Here is a 15,461-nt window from a genome sequence, read left to right as displayed (position 1 = left end):
GAAGAACAGCTCTCTTCAAGCGACGTAATCTCCTATCGTTATAGGCTATCGTTGGGGAAAAGCCCGGTTATCGGGCGCTGGTGGGCACCGCTCTCGCCAGAAACCAACCGGCGATCATTGCGACAAGCATGGCGGCGAGCGGCAGCGTTAGACCGGCGATGGAGGCGAAGGCCGGACCCGGGCAATAGCCCGATAGCCCCCAGCCGATGCCGAACAGGGCGGCGCCACCGATCAGGCGGCCGTCCAGGTCCTGCCGGGTGGGCAGTTGGAAGCGCTCGCCGAATAACGGGTTGGGGCGACGCAGCACCAGCCGATAGCCGATAAAGTTGGTGACCACGGCGCCGCCCAGCACGAACACCAGGGTCGGGTCCCAGGCGCCGGCGACATCCAGGAAGCCGAGCACCCGGGCCGGGTCGGTCATGCCAGAGATTGCCAAGCCGAGGCCGAAGATCAGCCCCGCGATATAGCCCGCCAGCGTCTTGAGGTGGGAGGTCTTCATGCGCCACCTCCGATCATATGCCGGACCACGTAGACGGTGACGATCGCCGCCACCAGGAAAGTAATGGTGGCGACCAGGGAGCGCGGCGACAGTCGAGCCAGACCGCACACACCGTGCCCACTGGTGCAGCCACTGCCCAGGCTAGTACCCAGACCCACCAGCAGGCCGGCCACCAGCATCAGCGCTACTCCGCCGGCGGGCTCACCGATCACCTTACCAGGGGCACCGACCACGTTGCCCAAGCCACCGCCGGCGAGCATCAGCACCAGGGGGCCGCTGACCAAGCCGGCCAGGAAGGCCAGCCGCCAGGCGCTGTCGCCCTGAGGGCGGACAGTGAAGAGCTGGCCGAGGATGCCGCTGATGCCGGCGATTCGGCCCAACGTCGCCATCAGCCAGGTGGCGGACAGGCCGATCAGTACGCCGCCGATCAGCCCATGCAGGGTTGCACTCCAATCCACGTTTTTCTCCTTAAGTGAGTCCTTCAGTGCATCCGCAGATGCGGTTTTGGGATGTCATTGATGGGGTCGGGGGGCATCCCGAGCCGCTGCAGCTCGGCGCAGCGCCGCGACAGGCTACCGTCGCTGTGGCCGCGAAGCGCCTGCCAGGCCTCGAAGGTGCTCAGGAAGACGCGCCCAGACAGCTCATGACAGAAATCGGTGTGCTCCAGGCGATCCATCACCGGTCCCTTGACCTCGGCCAGGTGCAGCATCACACCGGCGTCTTTCAGACGGGCATTGATCGCCTCCAGGCTCTCAAGCGCCGAGGCATCGATAACGTTGACCGCCTGGCAGGCCAATACCAAGTGCTCGAGGCAGGGCTGGCGGGTGGCGATATCCATCACGGTGTCCTCGAGGAAGCGGGCATTGGCGAAGTAGAGACTCTCGTCCACCCGCAGGATTGCCAGGCGCTCATCGGTCTCGACGGCATGGCGCTCGACGTTGCGGAAGTGTTCAGTGCCCGGCACCCGGCCGACCATGGCGCTGTGGGGCCGGCTGGTGCGATAGAGATGCAGCGCCAACGACAGTCCCACGCCGACCGTGATGCCGACTTCGACGCCCTGCAGCAGGGTCATGGCGATGGTCGCCAGCATGGCCGCCACGTCGCTTCGCGAGTAGCTCCAGGTCCGCTTCACCGTCCCCAGGTCTACCAGGGAGAGCACCGCCACGATGATGGTGGCGGCGAGCGTGGCAATTGGCAGGTAGGCGATCAGCGGGGTCAGCAGCAGCGCCGCCAAGGCAATACCCACGGCGGTAAAGGCCCCCGCCGCCGGGGTCTCGGCGCCGGCCTCGAAGTTCACCACCGAACGCGCAAAACCACCGGTCACCGGCATGCCCCCGGTCAACGAGGCGGCAATGTTCGAGGTGCCAAGCCCCACCAGTTCCTGGTCGGGGTCGATGCGCTGGCGGCGCTTGGCGGCAAGCGTCTGGCCCACCGACACCGACTCGACGAAGCCGACGATGCTGATCATCAGCGCCGCCACGAAAAGCGCCTGCCAGTGTCCTGTGTCCAGCCCCGGCAGCGTCAACGGCGGCAGGCCGGCCGGTACCTCGCCGACCACGGCCACACCATACTGGTCGAGACCCAGCGCCCAGGTGGCGAGTGTAGTCACCGCCACAGCGAGAATTGGTGCCGCCTTGGTCGACATGTCCGCCGGGCGTGCCGGCATCCCTACGCGCAGCAGGCTCGCTTTGAGCCAGCGCCGCGCGGCATACAGGAAGGCCAACACCGACAGACCGATCGCCAGGGTCGGGAGATTTGCCTCACCCAGGCGGCCCATCAGGCTGGCCAGTAGCTGGGGCAGGTGTTGGCCGTTCGCCTCGATGCCCAGCAGGTGCTTGGCCTGGCCGGCGGCAATGATCAGGCCCGAGGCGGTGATGAAGCCGGAGATCACCGGGTGGCTCAGGAAATTGGCCAGAAAACCCAACCGCGCTGCGCCCATCGCGGTCAGGATCAGCCCCGACATCAGCGTCAGCACCAGCGCCGCACCGAGATACTCAGGGCTGCCTTGGGAAGCCACCTGCCCTACCGCCGCGGCAGTCATCAGCGAGACAACCGCCACCGGCCCCACCGCCAGGGTGCGGCTGGTACCGAACACCGCATAGACCACCAGCGGCGCGATGCTGGCATAGAGCCCCACCTCCGGCGGCAGGCCTGCCAGCATGGCATAGGCCAGCGACTGCGGGATCAGCATGACGGTGACGATTACCGCCGCCAGCAGGTCGCTGGAAAACGTCTCGCGGCCGTAATGCGGCAACCATTGCAGGATCGGCAGGTAGCGCTTCGGGTTCATCGCTCAGCGCTGTCCGGCAGCGGCTTCCAACTGCGGGCGCCGCTCCTCCAGATCATGGCCGGCAGCGCGGGCAGCGGCGAGCAGTGCCGGGATATCGCAGCTCGCTCCTTGGCTGCGAGCATGCGCCCAGAGGTGCACGGCCCGCTTGCCCGTCTTGCAGAAGGCCAGGATCGGTGCAGGTAACTCGTCGAGTTCACGACCGAAGGCATCGATATCGGCGTCGCCGTACTCGCCCGGGGCGACCGGAATACAACGCCACTGTAGGCCGAGCTCAGCGGCCCGAGCTCTCAGCGTGGGGTCGTCGGGGTAGTCCTCGGTCTCGCCGGGACGGCGGTTGCAGATCACCGAGCGGAAGCCGCGACGGGCGACCTCATCAAGGTCGGAGGGTGTCACGGCGTCGGCGATGGCGAAGCCGGGCTCGAGTTCATGGATTTGCATGGTGATCTCTCCCTGGGAAGCGTTGGACCGATTGGGCTGGGTTAGAACTTGTTGATCGGCACCTTGAGATAGACCTGGCCGTTGTCCTCGGCCGGTGGCATGTGGCCGGCGCGCATATTTACCTGCACCGACGGCAGGATCAGCTTGGGCATGTCCAGGGTGGCATCGCGCTCGGTACGCATCGTCACGAACGCGTCCTCACTGACCCCCTCGTGGACGTGGACGTTGTGGGCACGCTGCTCGGCCACACTGGTCTCGTGCAGGTACTCGTCTCGATCCGGCGCCTTGTAGTCGTGGCACAGGAACAGCCGCGTCTCGCTCGGCAGCGCCAGCACCTTCTGGATCGAACGGTATAGGGTGCGGGCATCGCCGCCCGGGAAGTCGCAGCGGGCCGTGCCGTAATCCGGCATGAACAAGGTATCGCCGACGAAGGCGGCATCGCCGATCACGTAGGTCAAGCAGGCCGGGGTATGGCCCGGGGTGTGCAGCACGCGTCCTTCCAGGTTGCCGATGGTGAAGGTATCACCCTCCTCGAAGAGGCGGTCGAACTGGCTACCGTCACGAGCAAACTCGGTGCCGGCATTGAAGGCCTTGCCGAAAATCTCCTGCACCTCGATGATCCTGGCGCCGATACCGGTCTTGCCACCTAGCTTGTCGTGCAGGTAGGGCGCAGCGGACAGGTGGTCGGCGTGCACATGGGTCTCGAGGATCCATTCCACGGTCAGTCCCTCGGCCTTTATGAAGGCAATGATCTCATCGGCGGAGCTCACATCGGTGCGCCCGGCGGCATAGTCGAAATCGAGCACCGAATCGAGGACTGCGCAGGCTTTGCTGTCGGGGTCCTGCACCACATAGCTGAAGGTGTTGGTCGGCTCGTCGAAGAAGTGGTTCACAATGGGCGCGGACATGGGTCTGATCTCCGTGAATTTCGCTGCCTTACGATCTATGCACAGTATAACCCAATAAAGTTCTAACGTTATATTATTTAGAACTATTTGTGCCTGTGGGTATAAACACCTATGGCTATAAGAACCTATTTATATAAAAATATATGGCTATAAAAACCTTTGGAGGCGAGTTCTCCGTTATCGGACCGATCAAAACGCTGCAAGCCCGACACACCACGACCCTGGCGTCTCAGTCCCAGGCGGCCCCTTCCAGCGCATCTAGGGGGATCTTCAGGTAGCGCCTGCCATTGGCCTCGGGCTCGGGAAGGCGTCCACCCCGCGTATTCACCTGCAGGGCATGCAGGATCAGATTGGGCATCGGCAGCCCGGCATCACGCTTGTGACGTAGGGCGACGTAGTCGTTCTCACTTACCCCCGCCAGGTGCGGGTTGTACCGGCGCTGCTCGTCTACCGTACTCTCCCACTCCGGCTCGCGACCGTCCGGCATGTAGTCATGGCCCGTGAATACCCGCGTCTCGCCGGGCAGCGCCAGGATTGCCTGGATGGAGCGCCACAGTTGACGGGCGTCACCGCCCGGGAAGTCAGCGCGGGCGGTACCGAAGTCCGGCTGGAAGAGGGTGTCGTGGACGAAGGCAGCATCGCCGATCACATAGGTGATCGAGGCCAGGGTGTGGCCCGGCGAGAACATCACGCTGGCCTCAAGTTCACCCACCTGAAAGGTATCACCTTCGGCGAACAGCCGATCCCACTGGGAGCCATCCGCCGGGAAGTCCGGCCAGTGGTAGATGCCTTTCCAGAGTTCCTGCACGTCGGTCACGTATTTGCAGATCGCCGTCGTCGCTCCGGTCTTCTCATTCAGGTAGTGGGCCGCGGAAAAGTGGTCGGCATGGGGATGGGTATCGAGGATCCACTGCACCTCGAGCCCCTGTTCGGTTACGTAGGCGAGAAGCTCATCGGCGTGATGGGTGGCGGTAGCGCCGGATTTCTCGTCGAAGTCGTAGACCGGGTCAATGATCGCGCATTTGCTGGTGGCCGGGTCGCTCACCACGTATTGGACGCTAAAGGTGCGCGGGTCGAAGAACCCGGCCACGTCGGGGCTACCGGGGCCTGTGCTGCGGGAAAGTGCAAAGGTCTTCATGCTGACCTCCTGTATTCGGAAGTAAGGCTCGGCGCGGTGTCAACTCGCTGATGGCAGGCGTCAGAAGGTGTATACGGCGACACTCGGATCGCGCATCATTTCCGCCATGGGACCGGGAGCCGCCACACCCACGCCCTCGATCAGGTCGTCCTCGTCGTACTCGCTGTTGGGCAGGTAGATGGCACACACATCTACCTTCGCGCCTTTACCCATGATCATCTGCAGGATGCCTTCCGGCTTGACCTGGCCCGCCGGGTTGCTTGGTGGTGTGTTGATTGCCTCGGCGGTTTCGTAACCGTCGACAGCCAGATCACCCGCGGCATCACAGAGTAGGATATGCAGGTCGGTGCCCTGCTGCTGCATGGCGTTGGAGAGGATCATGGCCATACCTTGGGTCTGCAGCGAGTCGCTGGTGAGGATCACTAGCGCCTGGTCTTTGGCTTCTTCAGCGCCGTGGCTGTCGGCCATGGCGAGGCCGGAGAAACCCATGGCAGTAGTGGCGGCTGCCAGTACCAGGGTCAAGGTTGTCTTGATAGTCATGTGGTCACCTCATTGGGCTTGGTCAATCTCTCTGGCTCCACCAGGCAAGGCTAAAAACCAGGTTTCGGAACATCAGTCTGCTTGGCGCCAGGCTACGTCGGGGTTGATCTCGTAACCCCACGGCAGGCCCGAATTACGCCAGCCATCCAGGGCGCGCACGCCTTGCGAATCACCCTCCTCAAGCTTTCTCCCCTCGAAGCCGTCGGTCATTGAGTAGACTTCGCTGTACCCCATCTCGGTGATCACATCGGCAGCGGGGGCACTGCGGGTGGCGCCGGAACGACACATGACGATGATCGGGTCGTCCTCGGCCACGCCCAGCGCTTCAATCTCGGCCTTCACCTGCGCCTCGAAGTCGGGATTCTTGACCATGGGCCAGGTCTTCGCTTCCTCATCGAAGTTATCGCGGTCAGCCAGCACCCAGGGCACATGGATATCGGTGGGCTCGGCAAAGCCAGTGAACTTGATCTCGACGGGATCGCGTACGTCGATCAGTACGGCGCGATCGTTCTCTTGCATGAGTTCATGGGCCTCAGTGGCCGTGACGTAGAGGCCCAATTTTGTCTCCCGGTAGGCCTCGACCTCCTCGGCAAGGGAAGGGGCGGCTCCCAAGAACATTGAGAGCCCCATTGAGGCCAACAAGGGTATCAAGGTCTTTTTCATAACTTTTGCCTCTAACGTAATAACCATATATCCAATACGCGCAGTATAGCCGTCTTGCCGCCTCATGACACGAGACAAGTGGTCGCAGCTTGATCCATATCAAACCTTTTTCCGAGGACGGGTCGCGGGGGTTGTCGCAGCGCTCGAGGGTGGCCGCCACGCTTGCCAGGCAGGGCGCAGTGTGGCAAGTCGTCGACGGGCTGATAGACTGGCGGGGATAACTTGACGGGGCTTGGTTGTGCTCCGGATCGTCACTTTCAGAGGAAAAGAATGGGCTATCGCTTCGACGACCTCACCACCGCCTGCCGGGACGATTGGCGTGCCTATATCGAGCACGACTTCGTGCGCGGGCTCGGTGCAGGCACCTTGGACCGTGGCGCCTTTCGCCACTATCTGCAGCAGGACTACCTGTTCCTGATTCACTTCGCCCGGGCCTTTGCCCTGGCCGCCTACAAGAGCCGTAGCTTGGCGGACCTGCGTCAGGCCCATGAAGGGCTCAAGGCGATTCTCGATGTGGAGCTCGACCTTCACGTGGGCTACTGCCGCGACTGGGACATCAGCGAAGACGACCTCGCCCGGTTACCCGAGGCGCGGGCCACCCTGGCCTATACCCGCTATGTGCTGGACACCGGCAACCGCGGCGACCTGCTCGATCTGCACGTGGCGCTGGCTCCCTGCCTGGTTGGCTACGGCGAGATTGCCAACTGGCTGGGCACTCAGTCATTCACGCAACGCGGCGAAGCCAATCCGTTCGAGGCCTGGATCGCCATGTACGAGAGCGACGATTTTCAGGACGCCATGCACGCCGAACTCGGCTGGCTCGACGCGCGACTGGCCGACGTCACGCCGGCACGCTTCAATGAACTCGCGACGATCTTTCGCGATGCCACGCGCCTTGAGATCGACTTCTGGCAGATGGGGCTAGAGCAGCGCCTCTGAGGCGATCGGCCCCGGCCAAGCCCTGCGCCTTTTTTGGCCGGCTATCTCCCGCCGACGTTGTCCTGTTCCACGGCTTCAAACAGGCGGGCCGGAAGGTCGGGTATCGCCGCCTTGACCCGGTTCCAGCTGGGGATGAAGGGTCGCTCGCCAGGATTATCCAGGAAGGTATTGCCCGCCTCGAGCAGATTGGCGGCGAACAGCTCCACGGCACGTTCTTCGCCGTGACGGTCCAGGCTCAGGCCGTTCATCACGGCGTCGTGGTCATAGGCTTCGATCAGATCCAGCGCAAGCCGATAGTAGGTGGCCTTCAGGGTACGAAACCCCTCGGCGCTGAAGATGACGCCCTGGGTGGCGAGCTTGCGATAGAGCGCCTTGGCGATGTCCAGGCTCATGCGGTTCAGCCCACCCGAGGGATCGTCTTCCGATACCGGCTGGTGTTTGTGGTCGTAGGTATCGGCCAGGTCCACCTGGCAGAGCTGCTTGATGGAATAATTGCGATGCACTTCGGACAGCACGCCGATTTCCAGCCCCCAGTCGGCGGGGATGCGAATGCCGTCGAGCACTTCGGTGCGCATGGAAAACTCGCCGGAGAGCGCATAGCGATAGCTATCCAGGTATTCCAGATAGGGCAAGGCGCCGTGCATCCGCTTGAGCGCCCGCAGCAGCGGCGTGACCATCAGCCGCGACACCCGTCCGTTCAGCCGCCCCTCCGCGATGCGGGGGTAATAGCCCTTGCAGAACTCGTAATTGAGATGCGGGTGTGCCACCGGATAGAAGAGTCGCGCCAGCATGCCGCGCTCGTAGGTGAGGATGTCGCAATCGTGCAGTGCTACCACGGTACCGCGTCCGGAGGCCTGCACGTAGCCCCCACAGTACCAGACATTACGCCCCTTGCCGGGCTGCTGGGGGGCCAATCCACGCTCATCGAGTTCGGCGTCCAGTGCCCGCAAGCGCCGTCCATCGTTCCACAGCAAGCGGTGATGCTGGGGCAGCCTGGCGAAGAACTCCCGGGCATACCCAAACTGCTCGCGATCGGCACCGTCCAGCCCGATCACCACCTCGTTGAGGTAAGGCACCTGGGCGATTTCGTCGACGATGTGCGACAACGCCGGGCCTTCCAGCTCGGAAAACAGCGAAGGCAAGATGAGACTCATCGGCCGACGAACGGAAAACACCACCAGGTCCGCCTCGAGTTCTTCCACAGGTCGGCGTGTCAGGTTATGGAAGTCGGTGATGATGCCATTCTGGTGAAAATCACTCATGAGCGTCGCTTCCCTGGGTGGCCATGGGCCCCCACCAATACGCCAAGCCCTCGACCCAACCCGCAGGACCGCTCGCCTCGCTGCGATAGAGAGCTGGCTGGTCAGGCGATACCTCAAGGTCATGGCCGCCGCGGATCAATACCGCCTGGTCGACTCGCTCGAGCATCGAGACATCGTTGGGGCCGTCGCCCAGCGCCAGGGTCAAGGGATGATGACCGCGGAGCGCCTCGAAGCGCTCGATCAACCAGCCGACCGCGCTGCCCTTGTCGCACTCCCCGGTGACATGCCAGAAACGCCCACCCTGCACCATTCGCAGGCCATCCCCGCGCAGGCCTTCGCGTAGACGCGCCAGCATGGCGCTATCGTCTTCCCAGATCAGCGGTTCGCTGCCCTCGCGCAGCCGGGCCAGGCGCGCCTCGGGCTCTGTCAGCCCAGTCACCTCTATGACCTGCTCCAATGTCATCTCGCTCATCGTGGAAAACATGGCGTCCAGGCGTTCGCGCCACACGGTAAGCCGCTTGCGGATAAAGCCGATATCCACCCCAAGCGTGCGTATCACCAACCCATCAGGGCCGGCACCTCGGTCAAGCCGGGCGTGGCACCAGGCGGGAGGAAGCCCCACGATGGCCCCGTTCTCGGCAATGAACGGCGCCTCTTCCATCCTCATCGCCTGACGCAGCGACATCAGCTCGCTGCGCGTCTTGCTGGTCACGGGAATCACCGGCACCCCGCAAGCGCACAATTGCTCGAGCCATTCCTTGGCCGGCGACCAGTCGTAGCTGTGATGATCGAGCAAGGAACCGTCCAGGTCGGAGAAGACCAGGCGGGGTCGCGAGGCGGAATCAGGGGAGAGCGGGTCTCGTGAAAGCGGCATGGGCAGGGTCCAGGTAGGAAGCTCGCTATAAGGCTTGCAGCTAACATGCCAAAAGCAGTGTTTGCGTAGGCCAAATCACCCGAGCCCACACAGCCACAACGTAGCAGAGGGCACCGGAAGCGGCGATATCTCAAGGGACGAGGGGGCCTTGATCATCCACGAAAACACTTTGTCGTCAGGCCCCAGCGTCGAACGACTCATATCAGTGCATCACGCGCACCAAACAGGCACATCGTTCCGCTGGCTATTCCCAGCTGGTAACATGCCGGCTTGTTTCGAATGACACGCTGCCTGTTTGAGTCCCTATGCCTGAGCCTAAACGTTTTGCCTTTGTGGTTTCCGATCTCTACGGCGGCGGCGCGGAAAAGTCACTGCTGTACACCGCCGAAGGGCTGCGTCAGCGCGGCAACATCGTGAAGGTCTTCATCCTGCGTGATCGTATCGAGCAGGATATTCCCGCGGGGCTCGAAGTCGGGAACCTTGGCGTTATTACCGACCTGACCAAGGCACTGAACAACGTGTTGGTGGAAAAATGGCAAGCCAGTCGCATCGGCCATGCGCTCAACCAGTTCAGGGCAGATGTCGTTCTTTCTTGTTCGTGTGACAAGATCACACGTCACCTGAAACACCCCAATCTGCATTTCTGGATCAAGAGCGATATTTCGGCTCGCTTTCGAGACTCCCCCAAGCGCGACAGGGTCTTTGCCAGGCAGCGCCGACAGTACGATCATCGCAAGGTCATTGCCGTGTCGCGTGGCGTGCAAGAAAGCCTTTTGAACGAGGTCAGACTCGAGCCCGCCGAAATCCGCGCCATCTACAATCCTTACGAACGTGCACCTTTCCTCGCGCTGGCCCAAGAGAGCGCAGACTTGCCACACGGGGAGTATTTCATACACGTCGGCGCGCTCACTCCGGTCAAGCGTCATGACCGCCTGCTGCGTGCCTATCTCGCCAGTGGCGTGCAAACACCGCTGATCCTGCTGGGGAAAGGCAATCAGGAAGCGGCAATTCGCACGTTGATCGAGGAGCTTGGCTTGCAGGACCGCGTCACGCTGCTCGGCTATCGCGCCAATCCCTACCCCTACATCCAGGGCGCCAAGGCGCTCATCCTGACCTCCGATGCCGAAGGATTGCCGCGTGTATTGATCGAAGCCTTGCTGCTCGGTACCCCAGTGGTGAGTGTCGACTGCCCCAGCGGCCCCAGCGAGATATTGACCCAGGATCTGGCCGACTTTCTCATCTCCCCCGAAAACGAAAAGGGCCTGGCCGATGCGATAAGACGCATGGACCAGGCCCCGGTAACAGTGGAAGCCAAGCATTATGGACAATTTCTGGCTGAGACCGTCCTTCCTCAGTTCGAAACCTTGTGACAGGCCTGCTCAGTGAAGCTTCTCGATATCCCCTTCAATGATCGCCGCCGGCGCTATCTGGTCTTCCACCCGAATCGCCTGCCAGATCGTCTAGCCCTGCAGAGCACCACCACGACCAAGATGTTCGAATCCATCGGCAGCAGCCGGTTTTTTGTGTCCCGGAACCAACGCATCCTCGCCAAGGTGGTGCCGGATAAATTTTCCAAGGCATGCTCGCCCATCAAGTGGTTCCTGCACGACTATCTGGAGAAACGCTGGCTTGGCCAGTCCGATGCCCGCAAGGAATACCTGAGCCTAAATATTCTGCGCCGAGCAGGCCTACAGACACCCGATTGCCTCGGCTGGGGCTTATCGCTTAACCCTGGCAACCGTAACGCCTCGCTACTGCTGATGGAACATGTACAAGATACACGGTCTGGTGGAGAGGTCTTTGATGCCTTGGACGAGGAAGCTCGACTGACGTTCCTGGAGCAACTGTGCCGAGAGGTTATGCAACTCGCCCGTGCCGGCTATGTGCATCGCGACCTGCACTACAACAACCTATTGATCGCTAGCAACGGCGATATTCTCTGGATCGACACGCATGTCCGCCCACTGCCAACGAAAAGTACCGACCAGTGGCCGGCGCTCAAGAAATCTCTGACGGTGAACAAGCTGCGTGGTGAAAAGTACCGCAACATCGTAGAGCAACGACTCCAAGCCGCGTGGCTCATGCCCTCCGACCCACAATCCAAAAACCCGAAACGGTAAAGCTCCATGCATGATCTACAGCCCTCGGTGGCCATCATCATTCCTTGTTTCAATCGGTGGCCCTATGTTGTTGAAGCGATAGATTCCGTGCTCGAGCAGACTTGGCCGAATACACGCTGCATCATCGTGGATGATGCTTCCACCGATGACAGCTACCCCCGTCTCCGCGAACGCTACAGCGGAGTACCAAGGGTCGCGATCCATCAACTGGAAAACAACCAAGGGCAGTCGGCTGCCAGGAATCGCGGTGTAGAACTTTCTGATGCCGATTATATCGGATTTCTCGACTCTGATGATTTGTTGGTAGTTACCGCCGTCGAAAACCGCATGCGGCTTGCTCTGGAACATCCAGCTTTCGAAGGAATCATTTTTAGCGATAAAATCGCTGAAACCACTGGCGCCTCGCTGCTTCCCGGTAAGAAAGTAGTTGGTGCCGAACTACCACTCAGCGAATTCATCGAGAACGGGAACTGGCTGCATACCAACAGTTTTCTCATCAAGCGAAGCACCTTCAACAAATTGAAGGGCTTCAATGAACATCTACGGAAAAAAGAGGATATTGAATTTTTCCTACGTGCACTCGTCGATCAGCCAGCACGGTATGCTGGTGGTTCCTGCTGTATGGTGCGCAGTATGGATTCACAACGGGCGCGACACGACCACCCCCGTATTATCGAGCAAGGGGAGCGTTTTATTGCAGCCATCCAAGCAAATGCCGCACTGACCGAGGTTCTAACCCACGCCCAGCTCACTCGGCTTGTAGAAGACGACACAAAATCGATTCTTCAGTCTCTGTACCGTTTGAAGCGAGGTCAGCAATTTCGGCACACATTGAGAGATGCCATCAGGCAGCGGAAGGTGCAACTCAATCCCCGTCTCGCCAAACGCTACCTGCTATCGTTCTTTAATTAGGCTCTTCGTCGTTTCATGTGGATTTGGCCTGATCAAGCATGCGCCCCACGGAACTACCAATCAGGTAGATCATGGCGATGAAGTTGGCCTCGTTCCGGTAGCCGCGTGCACGTGACCGGGCGGCCTGGAACAGGCCATTCATGCCCTCCAGCCGCGCGTTGGTCAGGCCGGAAACTGGCTATTCAGCCACACGCCGAGCTGTGCCCACGCCAGCGCGGCGATCTACTGCCTGATCGAAACGGTCAAGGCCAACGGCCTCTCGCCCTACGACTACCTTCAGTTCGTGTTCGAGACGCTGCCGATACTGGGCGAAGAAGATGATCTCAACACCCTGCTGCCCTGGCAGTGGAAGGACACCCTACCGGGCTGAGTCAGGCGGGAACAGATGGGGTTCGTGGAGCGTACTTTAAGAATGCATTCGCCACCGTCTCCGGCCGAAAATCATCCAGCCATCTCTCCTTGATGGCCGGCTTCTCGTCTTTCACGGCCGTGCGGATGCCCTCGGCCAGGCTCTCTTCGTCGTGTGGTACTACACAACTCGCCAACTCACCCTTGAGAATCTCGCGAATGCCACCAGGGCAGTCCACGCTTAGCACTGGGGTGCCGCAGGCCAGCGCCTCGAACAGTACGATCCCCATACCTTCGAAGCGCGAGCTGAGCACGAACAGCCGGGCATGATGCAACCAGGGATAGGGATTGGCACGCTGGCCGGCAAAGAGCACCCGTTCGGCAATTCCCAGTTCTCCCGCCAGGGCCTCTAGCGGGCCACGTTCACGGCCATCGCCCACCAGCACCAGTGGCAGGGTAATGCCGGAACGGGCATAGGCGCGCAGCAGCAAGGCATGATCCTTGGCCGGCACCATGCGCGCCACGTTGACGATATAGGGCCCATCAGGCAGATCGGGCTCGGGCTCTCGCATCTGCCGACGAATGCTCTCGACCGGACAGGGATTGACGATCACCTCAAGCGAAGCCGGCTGGAAGTGCCATGCCCTCATCGCCTCCCGCACGCTCTCCGTCACCCCCTCGGTCACCGTCACCAGGTGTCGCCCATGATAGAGGCAGCGCGCGAAAAGCCTGCGTCGCCAATTGGTGCCACGCACGTGTAGGATGTTCTCCAGCACGTAGCGTGCCCGGACATTCCGAAAGCTCCACACCAGTTCGAACGTGCCGATCCCGCGGAAGACGATACGGTCCACCCGACCATGACGCCGCTCGAAGGCACTAAGCCACAGCCGGAACACCACCCCCCCCATGATGCCGGTGCCAAGGAACAGCGAACGCTTCACGATCGGGTTCAGGAACAGCCGGACCAGCAGCTCCAGCACCAGGCCTAACCCGGTCAGCCGTGTCCACCATCGTAACGCCAGATGGTGTTGCTCCACCTCGGGGTGTTCCGGGGCCAAGGGGGTGTTAACTCGACGAAAGCTGAGCAAGTGGCTCTCGTGTCCAGCCTGCGCGAAGGCATCCGCCAGGTTTACCGCTACCCGCTCCATACCCCCCATCTTCATCGAGCGGACCACTACCAGTGTGCGCATCAGGGGGTCACCTTACGTGCCAAGGAGGGAAAGACACGCTGGCCGGTCTCCCGCCGCCAGCGCCAGATATGGGTCACCAGCCCCCCTACCACCAGATTATGTACATAAACCCCCGTCCCAAAGGAGTTATAGGACTCGAACTGGTTGACCACCATCCAGTAGACGAAGAAGGCGGCGCCGAACAGCGCCACGTCGTTGGGCATCACACCGCCGCGCCAGGCCAGCCAGGTACCTCGGCCGATCCATGCCGCCAAAGCAGCGATCACCAGCACGCCGAGCAAGCCGTAGGCCACCCATACCTCGAGCAGGTAGTTATGCAGATGGCCGAATCGCTCCTTCACATCGGCAGGAAGCCATGGAGTGTGATCCATCACCAGCCCACGCCCCTCACTGCCCCACCCCACCAAGGGGCGCTCGGCGATCCACTCCAGGGCCGCTCGCCAGCTATGAATGCGAATTCCGATACTGGTGTAGGGCACGGAGTCGAACTCGCCTTGGGCAACTTCTGCCACTACCGAGCTTTCATGTGACAACCGCTCAGTCAAGGTACCCTGAAAGGCAGCAGCCAGCGCGATGAAAACCACCAGCAGGCCACCGACAGCGAGCACAACCGGTCTGACCAGATGCGCTGCGTTGCCACGCGAATACGTAAGAGTCCATCCCAGCCACAGCACACCCGCTGCCAGCAGTGCCAGTATCAATGCCAGCCATACGGCCCGAGTCTGGCCAATGGCAATGCCAACCAGGCACACACAGATCAGCACCAGGGATATCGCCAACCGCCATGGCACCCAGTGCCTGCCAACACGTCCGAAGCGTGTGGTAAACACGACCAGCCCCAGTAGCGCCACACCAAACAGCATGGAACCATGCTGCAAGTTACGGATACCGAAACCAACACGCTGTCCCTGTAGCCCGGCCGACCACTCCTGCAGCCCATTACCATGGGTGAACGAGGCCATGAGGTACCCCAGCAAGGCCAGCGACCATACCAGCAGGGTGTTGCGGGTACTTCCACCCAACCACCACGCAACCGCGATGAAGATGAACACCTTGGCGAGGCGATCCAGCTTGGGGTTATCTCCCACCCACTCGGGATGGTGCCACACCCCCAGGCCCCAGGAGAGAGTTTGGACAAGCAGTGCAGCGAGGAGCAGCCACATGGGCCCGCTACTCCGGAAACCATTGCCGTACCCCAAGACCACTCCCAACCCGAGCAGTGCGCAAAGGGTTTCTGCCGGACTACCCACCGACGGCATTAAAATGCCGAACCCGGCATACAGCACAAGCGCCCATACGCCGAGCCACGAGAGGACCGCAGGACTCTTCCAGGCAGGGTT

17 protein-coding genes and 1 pseudogene are annotated in these 15,461 nt (G+C 61.5%); 5 read left to right on the top strand and 13 right to left on the bottom strand.

The window, feature by feature from the left end:
• Positions 1-67 precede the first annotated feature (67 nt).
• From KG088_RS04795 to KG088_RS04760, 8 genes are all read right to left on the bottom strand, one after another.
• Entirely contained in the window at positions 68-499 is a 432-nt protein-coding gene (locus KG088_RS04795; RefSeq protein ID WP_213824349.1) for a DUF6691 family protein, read from the bottom strand.
• A complete protein-coding gene (locus KG088_RS04790) occupies positions 496-957 on the bottom strand; it encodes a YeeE/YedE family protein (protein WP_213824348.1) in 462 nt (153 codons plus the stop codon). The genes KG088_RS04795 and KG088_RS04790 overlap by 4 nt, the downstream gene beginning before the upstream one ends.
• Before the next feature lie 23 nt (positions 958-980).
• Positions 981-2,789 (bottom strand): SulP family inorganic anion transporter, encoded by a 1,809-nt coding sequence (locus KG088_RS04785; protein WP_213824347.1) that lies wholly within the window; start codon positions 2,787-2,789, stop codon positions 981-983.
• Positions 2,790-2,792: 3 nt separating this feature from the next.
• Complete coding sequence (locus KG088_RS04780; RefSeq protein WP_213824346.1) at positions 2,793-3,227, bottom strand: TIGR01244 family sulfur transferase; 435 nt, start codon at positions 3,225-3,227, stop codon at positions 2,793-2,795.
• Between the two features lie 41 nt (positions 3,228-3,268).
• On the bottom strand, positions 3,269-4,135 hold the full coding sequence (locus tag KG088_RS04775) for an MBL fold metallo-hydrolase (protein WP_213824345.1): 867 nt from the start codon (positions 4,133-4,135) through the stop codon (positions 3,269-3,271).
• Positions 4,136-4,364: 229 nt separating this feature from the next.
• Positions 4,365-5,273: an MBL fold metallo-hydrolase gene (locus KG088_RS04770; protein WP_213824344.1), complete on the bottom strand. Its 909-nt coding sequence runs from the start codon at positions 5,271-5,273 to the stop codon at positions 4,365-4,367.
• A gap of 60 nt (positions 5,274-5,333) precedes the next feature.
• Positions 5,334-5,813, bottom strand: a complete 480-nt coding sequence (locus KG088_RS04765; RefSeq protein ID WP_250148064.1) for a hypothetical protein — start codon at positions 5,811-5,813, stop codon at positions 5,334-5,336.
• 72 nt (positions 5,814-5,885) lie between these two features.
• A complete protein-coding gene (locus tag KG088_RS04760; RefSeq protein ID WP_213824343.1) occupies positions 5,886-6,476 on the bottom strand; it encodes a rhodanese-like domain-containing protein in 591 nt (196 codons plus the stop codon).
• Positions 6,477-6,746: 270 nt separating this feature from the next.
• Here KG088_RS04760 and tenA point away from each other — a divergent pair, with 270 nt between their 5' ends.
• Positions 6,747-7,415: a thiaminase II gene (gene tenA / locus KG088_RS04755; RefSeq protein WP_213824342.1), complete on the top strand. Its 669-nt coding sequence runs from the start codon at positions 6,747-6,749 to the stop codon at positions 7,413-7,415.
• A 41-nt stretch (positions 7,416-7,456) separates the two neighbouring features.
• On the opposite strand, the gene KG088_RS04750 is transcribed toward tenA, so the two are convergent.
• Both KG088_RS04750 and KG088_RS04745 read right to left on the bottom strand, forming a co-directional pair.
• A complete protein-coding gene (locus tag KG088_RS04750) occupies positions 7,457-8,677 on the bottom strand; it encodes a glycosyltransferase family protein (protein WP_213824341.1) in 1,221 nt (406 codons plus the stop codon).
• Complete coding sequence (locus tag KG088_RS04745; RefSeq protein WP_213824340.1) at positions 8,670-9,551, bottom strand: HAD-IIB family hydrolase; 882 nt, start codon at positions 9,549-9,551, stop codon at positions 8,670-8,672. The genes KG088_RS04750 and KG088_RS04745 overlap by 8 nt, the downstream gene beginning before the upstream one ends.
• Before the next feature lie 305 nt (positions 9,552-9,856).
• Here KG088_RS04745 and KG088_RS04740 point away from each other — a divergent pair, with 305 nt between their 5' ends.
• From KG088_RS04740 to KG088_RS04730, 3 genes are read left to right on the top strand one after another with little or no spacing between them, the layout of a single operon-like run.
• Complete coding sequence (locus tag KG088_RS04740; RefSeq protein WP_213824339.1) at positions 9,857-10,921, top strand: glycosyltransferase; 1,065 nt, start codon at positions 9,857-9,859, stop codon at positions 10,919-10,921.
• Positions 10,922-10,933: 12 nt separating this feature from the next.
• The gene (locus KG088_RS04735) at positions 10,934-11,671 is read left to right on the top strand and encodes a lipopolysaccharide kinase InaA family protein (RefSeq protein ID WP_213824338.1); all 738 of its coding nucleotides are present in this window, start codon (positions 10,934-10,936) and stop codon (positions 11,669-11,671) included.
• Positions 11,672-11,677: 6 nt separating this feature from the next.
• Complete coding sequence (locus tag KG088_RS04730; protein WP_213824337.1) at positions 11,678-12,583, top strand: glycosyltransferase family 2 protein; 906 nt, start codon at positions 11,678-11,680, stop codon at positions 12,581-12,583.
• Between the two features lie 13 nt (positions 12,584-12,596).
• Here the strand turns inward: KG088_RS04730 and KG088_RS04725 are convergent.
• A pseudogene (locus KG088_RS04725) lies at positions 12,597-12,749 on the bottom strand (transposase); the annotation flags it as partial.
• Between KG088_RS04725 and KG088_RS04720 the strand changes: the two are divergent.
• Positions 12,708-12,953, top strand: coding sequence for a transposase domain-containing protein (locus KG088_RS04720; protein WP_406565588.1), 246 nt, complete (start codon positions 12,708-12,710; stop codon positions 12,951-12,953). The pseudogene KG088_RS04725 and the gene KG088_RS04720 overlap by 42 nt on opposite strands.
• Position 12,954: 1 nt before the next feature.
• Here the strand turns inward: KG088_RS04720 and KG088_RS04715 are convergent, their stop codons facing one another.
• Together KG088_RS04715 and KG088_RS04710 are read right to left on the bottom strand one after the other, a co-directional pair.
• Entirely contained in the window at positions 12,955-14,121 is a 1,167-nt protein-coding gene (locus KG088_RS04715) for a glycosyltransferase (RefSeq protein ID WP_250148063.1), read from the bottom strand.
• The gene (locus KG088_RS04710; RefSeq protein ID WP_250148062.1) at positions 14,121-15,284 is read right to left on the bottom strand and encodes an O-antigen ligase family protein; all 1,164 of its coding nucleotides are present in this window, start codon (positions 15,282-15,284) and stop codon (positions 14,121-14,123) included. Before KG088_RS04710 ends, KG088_RS04715 begins: the two co-directional genes overlap by 1 nt.
• Positions 15,285-15,461 lie beyond the last annotated feature (177 nt).

The organism is Halomonas jincaotanensis (assembly GCF_018448785.1).
Lineage (GTDB): Bacteria > Pseudomonadota > Gammaproteobacteria > Pseudomonadales > Halomonadaceae > Halomonas > Halomonas jincaotanensis.
The sequence above is the reverse complement of the archived record's forward strand: the minus strand, read 5'-3'. Positions and strand labels throughout refer to the sequence as shown.